The following is a 17842-nucleotide window of genomic DNA, read 5'->3' as shown; positions in this document are numbered from 1 at the left end:
TTTGGGGTTAGCAACGACAGTGAAAACGTATCCATTTTCTCGTTTACAAAAAGCATTATTGGCGGTTGGTTCATTTTCATGTCTAGGGCTGAACTCGGTATGGGTACATGCGGCAGAAGAGAGTGATGTGGAGCAACTTGCAACCATTACAACCACTGCTCAGACTGAACAATTGGCTTATTATCAGCCCAAAGTTAATTTGTCTCGGTTTGGCCGGCAAAACCTTGCAGCCATTCCTGCATCTATTCACACCGTTACTGCTGAACTGATCGCAGATCAACATGCGAAAACACTGGGCGATGTGGTAAAGAACGATGCGTCCGTTGGGGATGGCTATGCACCCATTGGTTACTATGCCAACTTTGTGATGCGTGGATTTAGCTTAAATGCGGGATCAAGTTATTTACTGAACGGTAATTTGCTACGCGGTGAGCAAAATGTAGCGCTTGAAAACAAAGAGCAAGTTGAAATCCTAAAAGGCATGAGTGCGATTCAAAGTGGTATGTCAACGCCAGGCGGAGTCGTGAACTATGTGAGCAAACGCCCCAAAGATGTCCAGTCTTTAACCCTTGAGGCAGACAGTCATGGCGGCAGCCGTGTGGCAACCGACCTTGGTGGATGGCTTGGAGACAATCAACAATTTGGTTATCGCGTGAATGCAGCTCATGAAGACATTCACCCGTATGTTGAACATGCCGATGGAAAACGTTTGTTTGGTTCATTGGCATTAGACTGGAAAATTTCAGATCGTTCAAAACTTGAATTTGATCTTGAATCACAGCGTCAAAAACAGCGTTCGGTACCAGGTTATCAACTACTTGGTGGTGAAACTGTACCGACAGGAGTGGAATGGGATCGTTTGCTGGGTTATCAAAGCTGGAGCAAACCAATCACCAATGACAGTCTAAATACGAGTCTGAAATACAGCTATCAAATCAATGATAAATGGAGCAGTAATCTATCTGCTTCACAAAGTCGTGTGGTCGTAGATGATTACTCAGCATTTGCCTACACCTTTGACACTGATGGTAACTATGACATTTATGATTTCCGCAGCCCAGATGATAGCTATCTAACCAATCAATTTAAAACGGGCTTAAACGGAACATTCAGCACTGGAGCATGGCAACATAACCTGAGTTTAGAACTGTCACATGCCTACAAACGCCATACCCAGTATGATGCAATCAATGAATGGATAGGTTCAGGAAATATTTATAATGATCCTATTAGCTATACGCCTACGGATAAACCCTTAGGTAATCATTACAAATCTCTGGATAGTCAACAAACAGCCCTCAACCTGTTGGATCAAATCGAATTTAATGATACTTGGTCAGTTTTGCTAGGCGGTAAGCTTTTACATTTAAATGAAAGTGCCTATGCTGCGGATGGCAATAGTATTCGGGACACCGACTTCAATCGCTTCTTGCCACAGCTTGCGTTGATGTATCAGCCTTGGCAGAACACTCATCTGTATGCTTCTTATGCCAAAGGGATAAGTGACGGCAGTCAAGCGCCGTGGTCTGCCTATGGTAATGAGGATAAAGGCATCGTAGGAAATGCCTTTGAAACTTTAGCACCAAGACGTTCAACTCAATATGAGTTAGGTCTTAAACAACAATGGCAAGAGCTACTGTTTACTGCTGCTTTGTTTGACTTAACACAAGATCATCAATATACCAACTTAGACAATTACTATGTCACCGATGGTGAACAGCATAATCTAGGTTTGGAATTGGGCTTGCAAGGTCGCGTTGCTGAAAATCTAGATATGACATCGACTTTGGCACTGACCCGTTCACGTTTGGAAGATATACAGGTAGATGCTTATAAAGGGCATCAAACTCAAAACGTACCAACGGTTCGTTTTGCCAGTCATGTGTCTTATCATATGCCTCAAGTAGAAGGTTTACGTTTACTCGCAGGTATGCAATACAGCAGCAGTAAATATGCCAATAAAACGGGGACGGTTAAAGTTTCAGGCTATACCGTATTCGATGCGGGTGCAGCTTATAACTTCCGTGCTTATGGTTATGACAATATGCTTCGCCTGAATGTGGACAACCTGTTCAATAAAAAATACTGGCGAGATGCAGGAAGCTTTTTCGGGGATGATTATTTATTTCTGGGTACACCACGTACAGCACAATTTTCATGGACTGTGAACTTCTAATAAATAGTTTTAAATAAAAAAGGTATATTGAAGAATATGCCTTTTTTATTTTTACTAGCTTGTTATGAAAAATAGTGACGAAATAACGCAGCTGAAATAATACCAGCAGCAATTGCAACTAACGGCTTTTTCACAAGTAACATGACCAATAAAGTAGTCCCTAAAGCCAAACGTGCACCGTTATCTCCCTCAACTGCAATAGGTGCTAAAAGTGCAACCAATACGGAACCAGACATAGCGGTAATAAACCGTTGAACCGTATCACTGATAGGGACATACGACATAATAAACACGCCGCCCCAACGGGTCACAAGAGTGACTATGGTCATAATTAGAATAATGGTCAATGGGTATGCGGTACTTAGCTCGATATTCATATATTTTTCTCTTTCCAAAGTAGGCCAATCACGCCCCCAGCAAGTGCACCGATAACAACATGGCTATTTTTGGGTAGATACCAATACGCCAATAATGAAATACAGGCCGATGCGATCCAAATTAAAACAATACGAATATCCTTTTTCCCACCAATCACCATTGCTAATAAAAAGCAAGACATAACCATATCGAGACCAAAAGCATTTGGGTTCTGAATGGTATTGCCAAAATACAACCCAAGCCATGTGCCAATAATCCATGCCGCCCAAAGGGCCAAACCGCCGCCGAACAACAACCCAAAGCCAGATTGACCGCGGTTAAAGGCTTGCAAAGATAGCGCCCAGTTTGCATCGGAAATCACCAGCAGGATGCTATATCTTTTCATTGGAGAAAGATGGCGCAACCAAGGGTAAAGCGAAGCGCCCATTAATAAATGACGTGCATTAATAAAAAAGACGGTAATAATGAGAGGAAATAGAGAAATTTTCTCCCCCCATAACTCTAAAGTGGCAAACTGAGATGCTCCCGCAAAGACCAAAGTACTCATTAACAGACTAGAGTCATTACTTAGGCCTGTATGTGTCGAAGCAAGTCCAAAGGCAGCACCAAAAATAATAACGAAAAGTGAAATTGGTAGTAGGCTTTTAAAACCAGACCAAATATCTGAAGAATTGAGGCTATAAAGCGCTTGAGTTGTATTACTCAAAAGAATTTCCCTTTCATTATTGGTTGAGTATTCACACGAAATTATTATTTGCAAAGTGAAATAAATACGTTGCAGCATATGTAAGATATAAATTATGCGCTCAATAACGAAAAATGAAAAACGCATAAAACTCAAGTATACTATTCGAAAAACGAATACAAGTAGATTGACTTGAACTTAAAAGACCTCCAGATAGATTGGTTAAAATGTTTTGTAACTGTGGTAGACATGGGAACCCTGTCGCAGGCAGCCCCTGAACTTTATCGCTCACAGTCTGCGGTCAGCATGCAACTCAAAAAATTAGAAGAAGCCCTACAGTGCCAACTTTTAATTCGATCACATAGACAAATTGAGTTAACCGCAGAAGGACAACTTCTTTTAGGTTATGCCAGACAAATTTTAGATTTGCACCATGAAACGCAACAAGCTTTTCATAAAGATGAACTGGTGGGCCGAATTCGACTTGGTGTCCCCGATGAGTATGCCGCTCAATACCTCACACCAGTTTTGAAACGTTTCGCTCCACGCTATGGGGGCGTTGAAATTGAACTTTATTGCGAGCAATCTACGTCTTTGATTCCACGCATAGAAAGAGGTGACTTAGATTTAGCGCTTATTTCACGTGATGATTCACGGCAGGGCACATTATTGTTCCATGAACCAATGGTTTGGGTGGGTTCAGCCCAGTTTGATATTTGGAAAAATGACCCTTTGCCTGTAGCCGTCTATGAAAGTACCAGTTTGGCAAAACGTAGCGCGATTCACTCTCTAGCTTTACAAGGACGCCGTTACAAAGTTGTGTACCATAGTTCAAGTTTAGTCGGGCAAATTGCGGCTGTTGAAAGTGGCCTCGCTGTAGCTGTGTTGGCCAAATGTAGTGTACCTGCACATTTGGATATTTTAGGCGCTGAACATGGTTTGGGCCCTTTAGAACCAATGGAAGTTGCTATCTTTCGTAGTCGTGCCTCACAGGGTTCAAAGGCAGTCAATCATCTATATGAGTTATTAATCAAAACCTTAAGACAAGCAACGGTTTATTAAAATACAAAACCTCAAATTTTGTAGATTAAAGTCTGATTTTACTCAGCCGCCAATATCTCCAATAAACGCCAAGGGCTGTTCAAATCGCTTTAATATCAAGTTTTATATCACTCACAGTCAAAATATCAGCCATTCATAGCTGCTGAGTGATTGCATAGGTCAGATCATTCATGATGAACCTGATGGATCGCATTTAAGAAATGTGATCGACAAAAAACACAATTTCTACATCTATACAATCCTATCTTTTTCCAGTAATTTTACTATGGTATGAAAAATGCTAAGAATAAAATGACTCAAAAAGGATGACCTATGAAAAAAACGATTTCAGCTTTAACACTCAGTTTAAGCCTATTACTCCCATTTGCAGCATTTGCCAAAAATAATGTTGTTGTTGTCGCTACTGGCGGAACGATTGCAGGTGCTGGTGCAAGCTCTACCAATAGTGCAACTTATACTGCGGCAAAAGTTCCTGTAGATGCATTATTAAATGCGGTTCCCCAGATTCAAAACCTTGCCAATGTGACTGGTGTGCAGGCAATGCAAGTTGCATCAGAAAGTATTACGGATAAAGAATTATTATCCCTTGCACGTCAAGTCAATGACTTGCTTAAAAAGCCTGATGTGAATGGTGTCGTGATTACACATGGAACAGACACCCTAGAAGAAACAGCTTTCTTTTTAAATTTAGTGATTCATTCAGATAAGCCGATTGTATTGGTCGGGTCAATGCGTCCAAGTACTGCACTTTCTGCTGATGGCCCGTTGAACCTTTATAGTGCGGTTGCACTTGCTGCCGATGATAGTGCAAAAGGTAAAGGAACTTTTGTGCTCATGAATGACGACATTTTTGCAGCACGAGATGTTTCAAAAACAATTAATATCCATACCAATGCATTTATGAGCCAATGGGGTGCGCTCGGAACCTTAGTGGAAGGAAAACCATATTGGTTTAGAAATACAGCAAAACGTCATAATAAGAGCTCAGAATTTAATATTGAAAATATTAAAGGTGATAGCTTACCGCTGGTACAAATTGTTTATGGTTCAGGCAATATGTTGCCGGATGCATACACGGCTTATGCGAAAGCAGGGGCAAAAGCTATTATTCATGCAGGTACAGGGAATGGCTCGGTAGCCAATTATATTGTCCCAACATTAACTGACTTACAAAAACAAGGTGTGCAAATTATTCGTTCATCTCGCGTACCTCAAGGTTTTATTCTTAGAAATGCAGAACAACCAGATGACAAATATGGTTGGGTCGTCGCACATGATCTTAACCCGCAAAAAGCTAAATTACTTGCTGCACTTGCTTTAACAAAAACAAAAGATGCAAAGGAAATCCAACGCATTTTTTGGGATTACTAAACCCAATAACTGTGAACTCGCATAGTAATGCTTTTCAGCTAAGCACCTTAAAAATTTAAGGTGCTTTTTTAGCGTCTATAAATAGATTAAATTCATCGACTCTATATTGAATAAATATTTAACAAATCAATAGCAATCTATATTCACCATCCTTTTCAACAGGTGCTCTATGCACACAAGGTAAGACCTGTTGTGTTGGATGATCTACTGCAAGTCGCCAAAGATGTCCCAAGCCTAAATTCACAGGTTTTGCAATGGGTTTAGGCTTATAATGTAGATCAAAGAAATACTCTTCTAGGAAAGTTTCAAATTCAGCTTCTGGCCCATCATGTAGTTTTTTAAGCTTTTCTCTGAGTTCTGGAATCAAAATTTTTTGCTCGACCTGATCATTGGGCACGATATCACTTGCAGCGCCGTGGTAGGTACATAAGAAAGTATCTGTTTCTATGGGTGAACGATCTATATGAAACGAATATACATCTGTTGAAATAAAATCTAGCTCGTCATCTCGTTCATAACATTTTAGTAAATTAAGTGTAGGGGATGCACCGAAATCAGTTAATAGCTGTATATCTTTTAAAATGATTTCCCTTGCGAGATTCCCTTTTTCTGAAAGTTGTAAAGCTAAAAGATCGTCAACGGAAACTTCTGTAATATTCTCTTTTAACTCAAGTTTAGCCACAATTTCTTTAAAATCACCAATCAAATCCCTATGCCAGCAAAGTGCATTCATCTCTCCTTGAAATTTGGAATTGACAAGTTCAGAGAAAGTAGAAACTACACTAATTTGGGCGTTATTAGAAAACGGATTTTTCATAGCAGATGTAAATATTAAAGCATATCCAATATTATACGTTTAGTTTGATAATAAGAGTGATTAAGAGTGCAGATCATAGATAGAGTTTTAAAAATTTAAGGATTTTGATAAATAATATAAGTAATTTTTAGGTATCTTGTATCGACATATCTACTTATCTGATTCAAAATTATCAAAATTTAATTTGAAGAATTTTATGACAGAATCTAAAAGAATTTGTGGCATTGTAATGCCTATCTCTGCTATTGATGGATGTGATGAAGGACATTGGAATGATGTGTATGAGATATTAAAAGAAGCAGTGATATTAGCAGATTTTGAGGGTAATTTGGTCAGTTATGCTGATGATGTTGGTATTATCCAAAAGCGAATTATTCAAAACTTATATGATAATCCTATTGTTGTATGTGATGTAAGTGGAAAAAATCCTAATGTTATGTTTGAATTGGGTATGCGTTTAGCTTTTGATAAGCCTACAATTATAATTAAAGATGATCGCACTTCTTATTCTTTTGATACCTCCCCGATAGAACACTTAGAATATCCACGAGATTTAAGATTTTCAAAAATTGTTGAGTTTAAAGAAAAGTTAGCTCACAAAATTAGAATCATTTCCCAAAAATCGACTGAATCTGCTGCTTATAGTCCATTTTTACAACATTTTGGTGAGTTTAAAGTTGCCAAAATTGATCAAAAAGAAGTTTCTGGTCAAGAATATATTATTGATGAGCTAAAAAGTATTAAATTAGCTATGGCACGCTTAGATAGACGGAACATTATGTCTGATCCTCTTAGAAGACCAGCGAAAAGCCGAATTGAAGATCCTTCTGTGTCCACTGATATTTGTTTAGGAGGGAAAAACTCTTCGAATATAATTGAAGTGATCCAAAAGTTCTTAGTCGAGTCATCTGATATTATTAAAGAATTTGAATTTTATAGTAGAGGGGAGGAACACTCTCATCTTATTATTACTGTATATAATCCATCAGACTTATCAACAATTAAACAAAAAATTAGTAGTTTATTAGGAAGAAAACGTAGACCAATTAATTCTGAATCTGAAAATTGAAACCAATAAAAAAGAGTTCACACTATTTATTGCCATCGCGAATCTAGTTTTATTAGGATTCACTATAGCCTATATCAATATAAAGTAGCTGAACATGATCAATACAACTTCAGTTTGATCCTGTATCAGCTACTTATTTAAATAAATCTATTTCTTTTATGCATGCTCTTTACGAAGACTCAATGAAAGCTCATCCCAACGTTGTATTGCTGCGTCCATCGCTTGCATTTTGACATGACCAAAACCTCGTACATCTGCTGGTAATTGAGCGATTTGCTCAGCAACAGCTAAATCATAACTTTCAGGTGTAGAACTGATGGCTTTGACAAATGCGATATAACGATCACGCCAAGCCTGTTCTTTTTGGCGTTCTTGCTGTAAAGCAAATGGATCAAGGAATGTTTCTCTAAGCCACTGTAGACGAGCAAGAATCATCATCGGTATACGCATCCAATATCCAAAAGCACGTTTGCGTATGGTGCCATGAGCACCCAAAGCAGGAGGTGCTAAGTGATAGGTTAAACGTAAACCTTGACCAAAATGGGTTTCAATCGATTGTTTAAAGCTTTTTCCTGTGAGTAAACGTGCAATTTCATATTCATCTTTATACGCCATGACCCTATAGAGCTGTGTCGCAATGATTCCAGTTAATTCATCGGGTAATACTTTAGCGGCTTGTTCCACCAGAGTTCGATACTGCGTTGCATAATCTTGATTCCAATACTCGACCAGACGCGCAGAACGATCATCCACTAATTCTGCCAATGTAGTTGGTTTATTCGTTGTTGGTATCGTTGCAACAATTCGTTTGGCTAAGTCAGGATCACTCATCAGATGGCAACCGATGCGGAAAGCTTCAAGGTTTTTTTCAGTAGCCGTACCGTTGAGGTGAATTGCCTTTTCAATACTTTCGCGTTTAAGCGGAATCTGACCTGCTTGCCAAGCCATGCCAAGTAAGATCTGATTTGCAAAGATTGCATCACCTAAAACCTGTGTGGCAATACGTGTTACTGGTAAAGATGTGAGTTTTCCTTGTGTAGTTCGACCACGAAGTCGGTGAATCAAATCTGTAATTGGCGCATACCAATCACGAGATTGAAGGAAATCAGAAGTAGGGGAACTATCTTCATTGACGATGATAACTGCATCCGATTTTAAGCGGGAAAGTGCCACATTACTTCCTGCGACAATGGCATCTGCACCAATTAAAAGATCACATTGCCCCGCAGGGATTTTAGTTGCAGAGATTTGATCATCTTCTGTCGCAAGTTGTACGTACGAATAAACCGTACCGCCTTTTTGAGCCAGCCCCGCCATATCCATAATACGTGCAGCTTTACCTTCTAAATGGGCAGCCATTCCAAGTAAAGCGCCTGCGGTTACTACACCTGTACCGCCAACACCACCAACCATGATGCGAATGGGTTGTTGATCAAGTTCAGGAAGGATCGGTTTTTCTGGCCAGCCAGCTTCTATACCTTTGAATATTTCTGGGCGTTTCATATCGCGAGTATGGACTGTGACAAAACTTGGACAGAAACCTTCGACACAAGAAAAGTCTTTGTTACAACTGCTTTGATTAATTTGACGTTTGGTTCCTAATACTGTTTCAACAGGTTCGATCGATAAACAGTTCGATTGTTTAGAGCAGTCACCGCAACCTTCACAAATCTCACTATTGATAAAAACTCGTTCTGCTACATCTGGGTAAGCATTGCGTTTACGACGGCGACGTTTTTCACTGGCACAGGTTTGAACATAAATTAACGCCGTAACGCCAGAAATCTCACGTAATTTGCGTTGTACATCATCCAGCTCATTTCTGTGGTAAATCTCGACATGAGCAGCAATACCTTCTTCGGCATGAATCAACTCAGGTTCATCCGTGACGATGACTTGTTTTGTGATGCCTTCCGCATCAAGTTGTCGTGTTAACTGTGCCACACTCAGATGACCATCGACATGCTGTCCACCTGTCATTGCCACTGCATCGTTATAGAGAATTTTGTAGGTCATGTTGAGTTTTGCAGCGATCGCTTGGCGTATGGCAAGATAACCTGAATGGAAATAGGTTCCATCGCCAAGATTGGCAAAAATATGCTTTTCATTGGTGAAATGAGAAGCACCAGCCCAACTCACACCTTCACCACCCATTTGCGTGAACGTTTCTGTGTCATGATCTTGTAACACGGCAATATAATGACAACCGATCCCGCCCAGTGCACGACTGCCTTCGGGTAACTTAGTTGATGAGTTGTGAGGGCAGCCGCTACAAAAGAAAGGTTTACGTTCTGCAATATCTAAAACACGCCGTGACTCGTGCTCTGCTTTTTGTAACAGCTCAAGTCTATTTTGAATTTGCGTTTTTAAGCTTTCTGGAAGATCTAATTTTAAGAATCGAGCAGCCAACATTTTTGCAATCGGTTCAGGTTGGAACTCATAATGACCAATCAAAGGCGCTTCATCAATCGATGTACTCCATTCACCTTTTCCATCACTCGCCTTACCAATGATACGAGGTCGTTTGCCATCTGGAAGCGCATAGAGTTCATCTTTAATTTGAGCTTCAAGAATAGGGCGTTTTTCTTCTACAACAATCAGCTCTTCTAAACCTTCGGCAAATTCACGCAGACCTTGCGGTTCTAAAGGCCAAATTAAAGCAACTTGATATACTCTCAATCCGAGCTGTTGGGCCGTTTCACCTTCAATTCCGAGAATGCGTAAAGCCTCAATCGTATCTAAATAACCTTTACCACTTGCGGCAATACCAATACGCGCATCAGCACAATGCCATGTCACCTGATTCAGTTGATTTTCACGTGCATAAGCCAATACAGCGGGTAAGCGATATTGATAAAGACGCTCTTCTTGTTGAATGCCGTGATCTGGCCAACGAATGTTGACACCATCTACAGGCATTTGAACATTTTTGGGTAAAACAGGAATGACTCGATCTAAATCAACATGAACAGAAGCAGAGGTTTCGACAATTTCACTGACTAACTTCATCGAAGTCCATACACCAGCAAAGCGTGACATGGCGACTGCATGAACACCTAAATCAAGAATTTGTTGTATTGAGGTCGGGTAAAAAATTGGAATGCCACAACCGATCATGACGTGTTCTGACTGGTGTGGAATACTTGAAGATTTACAAGAGTGATCATCACCAAAGAAGGCAACCACGCCACCTCGTTCTGCTGTTCCTGCAAGATTGGCATGACGCAGAACATCTCCAGAACGATCCACACCAGGGCCTTTGCCATACCACCAAGACGTTACACCATCATATTTACCTTGACCTGCGAGATTGGCTTGTTGGGTACCCCAAATTGCTGTAGCAGCGAGATCTTCATTTACACCGGGTTGAAAAACAACATGATGGTCTTTGAGTATGCCTTCAACTTGCCAGAGAAAATTATCATAATTTCCTACAGGGGAACCACGATAACCTGAAATAAAACCAGCAGTATGATAACCGTTTATAGTATCGCGCCGTGTTTGTGCGAGGGGTAAACGCACCATGGCCTGAATACCTGTCATGTAAGCAGTACCGTCATCACTGAGATATTTATCTTCAAGTGACACATCCTTGGTTGGAATTTTATTTGGGGTAAATTTTGTCGCTATATTCATTTATATCTCCTTTGAATTTTGTAGATCGAGCTACTTTCTTTTCTCAACATCCCGTTGAATATTTGGAGTAAATGACATACTCGAAAAAAGATTGATCAGTTCAACTTAAGACAATGAAACTGTTCAATGTATGTACATTAATGTCATTGTGGGTGATCCAGACTGGTGCAACAATGCGTAATTAAGAAAAACATATTTACGTTATGCGCAAAAATCTTGAGGGTGGATTACTCCACGCAATGCATGCTTTCCTAAAAGTCATTGATAGTGGAAGCTTTACCGCTGCCGCAGAGCAGATGGAACTGACAACAGCGCAAGTGTCTCGACTCATTAGCGAGTTAGAAGGGCGTTTAGGTACAAAATTACTACAACGATCGACCAGACAGCATGCGTTGACCGATATTGGTGCAGCTTATGCAGAGCAATGTCGTCAAGTACTCGCAATGGTGGAAGAGGCTGAAGCTCAAGCCATGGGAATGGCAAGCAAACCGCAGGGCAAGTTACGTGTTTTGAGTATGGCCAGTTTTGGTCATCATTATGTATCTCCGATGCTAGCCGAGTTCTGTCAAACCTATCCCGAGCTCACGGTTGAGTACCGTACTTCGCAGAATGTACCAGACCTTTTAGCCAAAGGAATTGATGTCAGTTTATATCTCACTGAATCTTTGGCCGACTCAAGATTTGTTGCTCGCCGAATTGGAACAATATTTTCATTACTCTGCGCATCGCCAGCCTATTTAGAAAAATATGGCGAACCAAAATCATTAGATGATCTACAAAAACACGCATGTTTAAAATTGGTGAATCCATCTATTACACCGCAATGGCATCTAGTCAGTGAAAACAGTTGTTCATATCAAATCGATATTACAGGGCAGTTGATTGCTGACACACCAGAACTATTATTAGACATGGTGCAACAAGATATGGGTATCGCATTACTTCCAACTTTTGCTGTGATTGAGGCTATACGTACTGGGCGATTGCGCCGTGTTTTAGCAGATTGGAGATCACCTGATATTGGTGTTTATACTTTACTCCCATCACGTCATTTTATTGATGCTAAAACAAGAGCATGGTTAACCTGGGTTGAGCAGCATATTTCGCCTAAAATTCAGAGTGATACAGAGTATTTTTTATAATGCATGCAGTGTCCATAATCTTCAATTTATTCTTTTACTTCTTGTTGTATCCATCCAACAAATTTTTCAATAAGTGGTGAGTTTTCCTGACTGGAATGTATTAAATAATATGCTCGCTTTTTTTCTAGTTTTTTAGTCGAAACCATAACTAATTCCTTTTTTTGTAATTCTTTTTTGATAAGCATTTGTGGAATTAACGCCATTCCCATACCATGATTAGCAGCAACGGCTAACATTGAAAATAATTCATGACGTTGACCATGGTTAGGGTTAGGGTGCTTTATTGGATGGAGATTAAACCATTCCTCCCAAATATGAGGTCTTGTCGTTTGTTGTAACAACGGAAGTTCTATTAATTGTTGTGCACTTAAATCAAAGCTATTGATATTAATCATCGTAGCATCAGGAAAATAGTGTGTAATTAAGCTAGGTGCGCATACGGCAACCACATCTTCATGCATTAAAAAGTGGCTACATGTGCCAGGCCATTGTTCAACCTGTTGAGGTGTACCTGCATAAATAGCAGCATCTAGAATATGGTCATTAAATAAAAAAGGTCGTGTACTAGTTTCTAAATGGACAGTAATTTCAGGATAAAGTTGATTAAAGGTTTGTAACTTTGGCAACAACCAGCGTGTAGCAAATGTAGGTACTACCCCGAGTTTTAAAGTACCTCCTTGCCCTTTATGCGCAATAACATCTAGTGTGGTCTGTTCTAATCCCTTTAGATAGGGTGTAATACTTTTGAAATATTGCTGGCCGACATATGTTAGTTCTACTCCATGGCGTGTTCGAGTAAATAAAGGAACATCTAAATAGTTTTCTAGTTGTTGTATTTGTCTCGAAACAGCACTTTGAGTTAAAAATAGTTCTTGTGATGCATGCGTATAGCTAGCATGACGTGCTGCTGATTCAAAACATAAAAGTGCTTGCAAAGAAGGAATTTTGCGACGCATATATCATCCTTGAAAATATTAAGATATCAATAAATTACATATCATTATGTTATGACTATACAACTTAAGTATAAAAACCTTCAATCATCCTGATAATTTAAGTTTAAGAATTTTAAATTAAATAAAGTATGCGGAAAATGCATAACTGCATGCATATTTATTGTTTGAAAGAAAGACTATTCACGCATACAGTCAATCCAAGAATAATACAACACATGGACTTAAAGGTTGGTGAGGACACTATGAATCAAATGGTAAATTCTAAGAAAGTAAGTAAATCAAATTTTAACTGGCAAGACCCGTTCCTAATAGAACAGCAACTCAGTTCAGAAGAGCGCATGATTCGCGATGCAGCAGCTGCCTACTGTCAAGACAAGTTGATGCCACGGGTATTAGAGCAGTTCCGCCACGAAAAAACTGATCCTGCTATTTTTCGTGAAATGGGTGAATTAGGATTGCTGGGTCCAACCATTCCTGAACAGTACGGTGGTGCTGGTTTAAATTATGTCAGCTATGGTCTGATTGCACGTGAAGTCGAGCGAGTCGATTCAGGTTATCGTTCAATGGCCAGTGTACAAAGTTCACTAGTCATGGTGCCGATTCATGAATTTGGTTCTGAAGAACAAAAACAGAAGTATTTACCAAAATTAGCCACAGGAGAATATATTGGCTGTTTCGGCCTGACTGAACCTGATCATGGTTCGGATCCGGGTAGCATGATTACCCGTGCCAAAAAAGTCGATGGTGGCTACCGCTTAACTGGCGCAAAAATGTGGATTACCAATAGTCCGATAGCAGATGTATTCGTGGTCTGGGCCAAGGAAGTATCCGCTGAGGGGAAAGTCGGTGATATTCGCGGATTTATCTTGGAAAAAGGCTGGGAAGGACTTTCAGCACCTGCGATTCATGGCAAGGTCGGCTTACGCGCATCGATTACCGGTGAAATTGTGATGGATAACGTGTTTGTACCAGAAGAGAATGCATTTCCAGAAGTACGTGGCTTAAAAGGTCCATTTACCTGTCTGAACAGTGCGCGTTACGGGATTGCTTGGGGGGCCATGGGCGCAGCAGAGTTCTGCTGGCATACGGCACATCAATACACTATGGATCGTAAACAGTTTGGCCGACCACTTGCTGCTAATCAGTTGATCCAGAAAAAACTGGCCGATATGCAAACTGAAATTGCACTCGGCTTACAGGTGGCTTTACGCTTTGGTCGTATGAAAGATGAAGGCATTGCATCAGTCGAAGGTACATCTTTAATTAAGCGTAATAACTGTGGTAAAGCTCTAGATATTGCACGTCTGGCACGTGACATGATGGGCGGTAACGGGATCTCTGATGAATTTGGCGTAGCACGTCATCTGGTTAATCTGGAAGTAGTTAATACCTATGAAGGTACCCATGATGTGCACGCGTTAATTTTAGGACGCGCACAAACCGGAATTGCCGCTTTCGGTAACTAATTTAGTTCTTCAATTCAGGATGTTTATTTATAGGCATCCTTGAGACTTTTTTGTCTCAAAAAAATCAACAATTAACTTAAATTAAAGGATTCATCGTGAAACATTCTTGTAAATCTGTGCGTTTGCAAGCTTAAAGTTCAAATGGAACGATAGAAAAATAATAAAGAACCTAAGGCAAATGTAGAGAAATAATAGGACTGCCGATGACTCATTTGGGAAAATGAGGGATATGGAAATGAATAATGATATACAAGCCGAAGCAGGATCGCTCAGCAGAAAATTACCATCCAATATAGGTACAGTGCACCGTATTCATAAAAACACCTGGAAAATTGCATTTGTTTTTGCATTTATTTCTCTGGTAATTGATGGTGTCGATATCATGCTGTTGTCATTCAGTTTAACTAGTTTAAAGGCTGAGTTTGGTCTAACTTCATTTCAAGCCGGTATGCTGGGAAGTTCATCACTAGCAGGGATGGCGCTTGGTGGAATTACAGGTGGATGGGCATGTGACAAATTCGGTCGTGTCAAAACTATCGCCTGGTCTGTGGTTTTCTTTTCAATTATGACCTGTATTCTAGGCTTCACTCAAAGCTATGAGCAGTTCATGATTTTGCGGTTTATTGGTGCATTTGGATTAGGTTCGTTATACATGGCGTGTAATACGCTGATGGCTGAATATGTACCAACAAAATATCGCACCACCGTTTTAGGCACATTACAGACAGGTCAAACCATTGGTTATATTGTGGCGACGTTGTTGGCGGGCGCAATTATTCCTGATCATGGCTGGCGTATGTTGTTTTATGTCACGATTGTTCCAGCAGCATTTGCACTTATTTTCATGCGTTTTGTACCAGAACCTGCATCTTGGCAGGAAGCAAAAATAGAACAATTTAAACGTAAAGAATTAAAAATTGAGCCTACAGTTGAAGCAATAGCTTCAAAAACTCCCTCTGAAAGTGTGTATAAACGTATTTTTGGCCATACTCAGCACCGCAAAATGTTTTTGCTGTGGATGACCACAGCTGCCTTCTTACAGTTTGGCTACTACGGTGTCAATAACTGGATGCCAACTTATTTAGAAACAGAACTGAATATGAACTTCAAAGCTTTAACAGGCTATATGGTGGGTGCATATACAGCAATGATTCTAGGGAAAATTATTGCAGGCTATGCGGCAGATAAATTGGGTCGTCGGGTAACTTTTGTCTTTGGTACAGTTGCGACAGCCGCATTTTTACCAGTGATTATTTTCTATAATACACCAAGCAATATTGCTTATTTATTAATTACCTTTGGCTTCCTCTATGGAATTCCATACGGTGTAAATGCAACCTATATGGCGGAAACCTTCGCGACCGATGTTCGTGGTACAGCCATTGGCGGTGCGTATAACATGGGACGTTTAGGTGCTGCGATTGCACCTGCTACCATCGGGATTATTGCGGCAGGCGGTTCATTCACCATGGCATTTATTGTAATGGGTACAGCCTACTTTATTGCGGGTGTTATTCCAGGCTTCTTTATCCGTGAACGTCAGTATGATCCACAGCAATCTTCATTAGTGACGGCCACAAATACGGAAGAGAAAAAGCCGAGTAGTGTGGAAGTAATCAACAAAACAATTACCGCTAAATAATAAAAATGGCCAGCAGCTTCCTCTGCTGGCTTTTGGAGTAGAACATGGGTGCATTACAAGGAATACGGGTATTGGATTTAAGCCGCGTACTGGCAGGTCCATGGTGCGGACAGATTTTGGCAGATCTAGGTGCTGAAGTGATTAAAATTGAACGTCCAAAAGTGGGAGATGACACCCGTATGTGGGGACCACCGTGGATGCTGGATAATGAGGGTGCTGCCACCCGTGAATCGGGCTATTACCAGTGTACCAACCGCAACAAATATTCAGTTGCTATCGATATTGCAACTGAACAAGGGCAGGAACTGATTCGTGAAATTGCTAAAACTGCCGATGTAGTGATTGAAAACTATAAAGCAGGCTCATTGGAAAAATACGGTTTAGATTATGCATCTTTAAATCAGCTTAATCCAAACTTGGTCTATTGCTCAATTACTGGATTCGGCCAAACTGGACCGCGTGCAGAAGAGCCGGGGTATGACTTTATTATTCAAGGTATGTCCGGATTAATGAGTATTACAGGTGAAAAGGATGAATCACTCGGTGGCGGTGCACAAAAAGTCGGTGTAGCTGTAGTCGATATTCAAACGGGGCTGTATGCAACCGTTGCCATTCAGGCGGCTTTACTGGCTCGCCAACACACTGGTTGTGGGCAATATATCGATTTATCCTTATTAGACGTACAGGTGGCTACACTGGCCAATCAGGGTATGAATTATTTAACTTCTGGTGTTGCTCCAAAGCGTATGGGAAATAATCATCCGAATATTGTTCCTTATCAAACATTTAAAGCCAAAGATAAAGAGTTTATTATCGCCTGTGGCAATGATAAGCAATTTAAAGATTTATGCATTGCCATTGAGCTTCCTAAATTATTAGAAGATAAAAAGTTCCAACATAATCAGGATCGGGTTAAGCATCGTGATGAATTGATTCCATTGCTGTCAGAGTACTTTTTGACTAAAAATGCACAAGATTGGGTAGCGGCAATTCATGCTGTAAAAGTGCCAGTCGGGGTGATTAACTCGATAGAAGATGCACTGCATGAACCACAAATTCAGTCTCGGAATATGGTAGTGGATATTGCACATCCGTTGAATGATCAATTTAAAATGATTGGTTCACCGATAAAGTTATCCAATACACCGGTTGAATATAAGCATGCTGCGCCACAGTTGGGTGAACATACGCTAAAGATTTTATTACAGTTTAAAACCCGAGAAGAGCTTGCTTCTTTACAAGCTAAAGGTGTTATTGATAGTTCAATAAATATTTTACTTGATAATTCGGTTGCTTGAATGTGTACTCAATAGATAAATTGTACTAGTTCAAACCTAATCTGACAGTTACCGATATTTGCTTAAGACTGTCAGGTTAAATTTGAGCTAAATTCTTTTCAGCCCAAATACGTTTTCCATCGAGTAATGTTGCAAATGGCGTTC

Annotated in this window: 13 protein-coding genes; 8 read left to right on the top strand and 5 right to left on the bottom strand. The window is 40.2% G+C overall.

Going from position 1 to position 17842, the window contains the following annotated elements; translation table 11 throughout:
• Positions 1-19: 19 nt before the first annotated feature.
• The gene (locus KVY11_RS10090) at positions 20-2176 is read left to right on the top strand and encodes a TonB-dependent siderophore receptor (protein ID WP_218288829.1); all 2157 of its coding nucleotides are present in this window, start codon (positions 20-22) and stop codon (positions 2174-2176) included.
• 62 nt (positions 2177-2238) lie between these two features.
• On the opposite strand, the gene KVY11_RS10085 is transcribed toward KVY11_RS10090, so the two are convergent.
• Together KVY11_RS10085 and KVY11_RS10080 are read right to left on the bottom strand one after the other, a co-directional pair.
• The gene (locus KVY11_RS10085) at positions 2239-2553 is read right to left on the bottom strand and encodes an AzlD family protein (protein WP_218288828.1); all 315 of its coding nucleotides are present in this window, start codon (positions 2551-2553) and stop codon (positions 2239-2241) included.
• Complete coding sequence (locus tag KVY11_RS10080) at positions 2550-3260, bottom strand: AzlC family ABC transporter permease (RefSeq protein ID WP_218288827.1); 711 nt, start codon at positions 3258-3260, stop codon at positions 2550-2552. Before KVY11_RS10080 ends, KVY11_RS10085 begins: the two co-directional genes overlap by 4 nt.
• Before the next feature lie 171 nt (positions 3261-3431).
• Here KVY11_RS10080 and KVY11_RS10075 point away from each other — a divergent pair, with 171 nt between their 5' ends.
• Together KVY11_RS10075 and KVY11_RS10070 are read left to right on the top strand one after the other, a co-directional pair.
• Positions 3432-4301, top strand: a complete 870-nt coding sequence (locus KVY11_RS10075; protein WP_218288826.1) for a LysR family transcriptional regulator — start codon at positions 3432-3434, stop codon at positions 4299-4301.
• A gap of 312 nt (positions 4302-4613) precedes the next feature.
• Positions 4614-5672: an asparaginase gene (locus tag KVY11_RS10070; protein WP_218288825.1), complete on the top strand. Its 1059-nt coding sequence runs from the start codon at positions 4614-4616 to the stop codon at positions 5670-5672.
• 118 nt (positions 5673-5790) lie between these two features.
• Here the strand turns inward: KVY11_RS10070 and KVY11_RS10065 are convergent, their stop codons facing one another.
• Entirely contained in the window at positions 5791-6489 is a 699-nt protein-coding gene (locus tag KVY11_RS10065) for a DUF1826 domain-containing protein (RefSeq protein WP_218288824.1), read from the bottom strand.
• A gap of 196 nt (positions 6490-6685) precedes the next feature.
• Between KVY11_RS10065 and KVY11_RS10060 the strand changes: the two genes are divergently transcribed.
• Positions 6686-7558: a hypothetical protein gene (locus tag KVY11_RS10060; RefSeq protein ID WP_218288823.1), complete on the top strand. Its 873-nt coding sequence runs from the start codon at positions 6686-6688 to the stop codon at positions 7556-7558.
• A 156-nt stretch (positions 7559-7714) separates the two neighbouring features.
• Here KVY11_RS10060 and KVY11_RS10055 read toward each other — a convergent pair whose 3' ends face one another.
• Positions 7715-11194: an indolepyruvate ferredoxin oxidoreductase family protein gene (locus KVY11_RS10055; RefSeq protein WP_218288822.1), complete on the bottom strand. Its 3480-nt coding sequence runs from the start codon at positions 11192-11194 to the stop codon at positions 7715-7717.
• A gap of 203 nt (positions 11195-11397) precedes the next feature.
• Here KVY11_RS10055 and KVY11_RS10050 point away from each other — a divergent pair, with 203 nt between their 5' ends.
• On the top strand, positions 11398-12336 hold the full coding sequence (locus KVY11_RS10050) for a LysR family transcriptional regulator (RefSeq protein ID WP_004979669.1): 939 nt from the start codon (positions 11398-11400) through the stop codon (positions 12334-12336).
• A gap of 26 nt (positions 12337-12362) precedes the next feature.
• On the opposite strand, the gene KVY11_RS10045 is transcribed toward KVY11_RS10050, so the two are convergent.
• Positions 12363-13292 (bottom strand): LysR substrate-binding domain-containing protein, encoded by a 930-nt coding sequence (locus KVY11_RS10045; RefSeq protein WP_168159821.1) that lies wholly within the window; start codon positions 13290-13292, stop codon positions 12363-12365.
• A gap of 242 nt (positions 13293-13534) precedes the next feature.
• Between KVY11_RS10045 and KVY11_RS10040 the strand changes: the two genes are divergently transcribed.
• From KVY11_RS10040 to KVY11_RS10030, 3 genes are all read left to right on the top strand, one after another.
• Complete coding sequence (locus tag KVY11_RS10040; protein WP_168159820.1) at positions 13535-14758, top strand: acyl-CoA dehydrogenase; 1224 nt, start codon at positions 13535-13537, stop codon at positions 14756-14758.
• A 235-nt stretch (positions 14759-14993) separates the two neighbouring features.
• Positions 14994-16400: an MFS transporter gene (locus KVY11_RS10035; protein WP_218288821.1), complete on the top strand. Its 1407-nt coding sequence runs from the start codon at positions 14994-14996 to the stop codon at positions 16398-16400.
• Positions 16401-16444: 44 nt separating this feature from the next.
• Complete coding sequence (locus tag KVY11_RS10030; protein ID WP_218288820.1) at positions 16445-17698, top strand: CaiB/BaiF CoA-transferase family protein; 1254 nt, start codon at positions 16445-16447, stop codon at positions 17696-17698.
• Positions 17699-17842: the final 144 nt, after the last annotated feature.

The organism is Acinetobacter sp. CWB-G5, assembly GCF_019209785.1.
GTDB lineage: Bacteria > Pseudomonadota > Gammaproteobacteria > Pseudomonadales > Moraxellaceae > Acinetobacter > Acinetobacter johnsonii.
The sequence above is the reverse complement of the archived record's forward strand: the minus strand, read 5'-3'. Positions and strand labels throughout refer to the sequence as shown.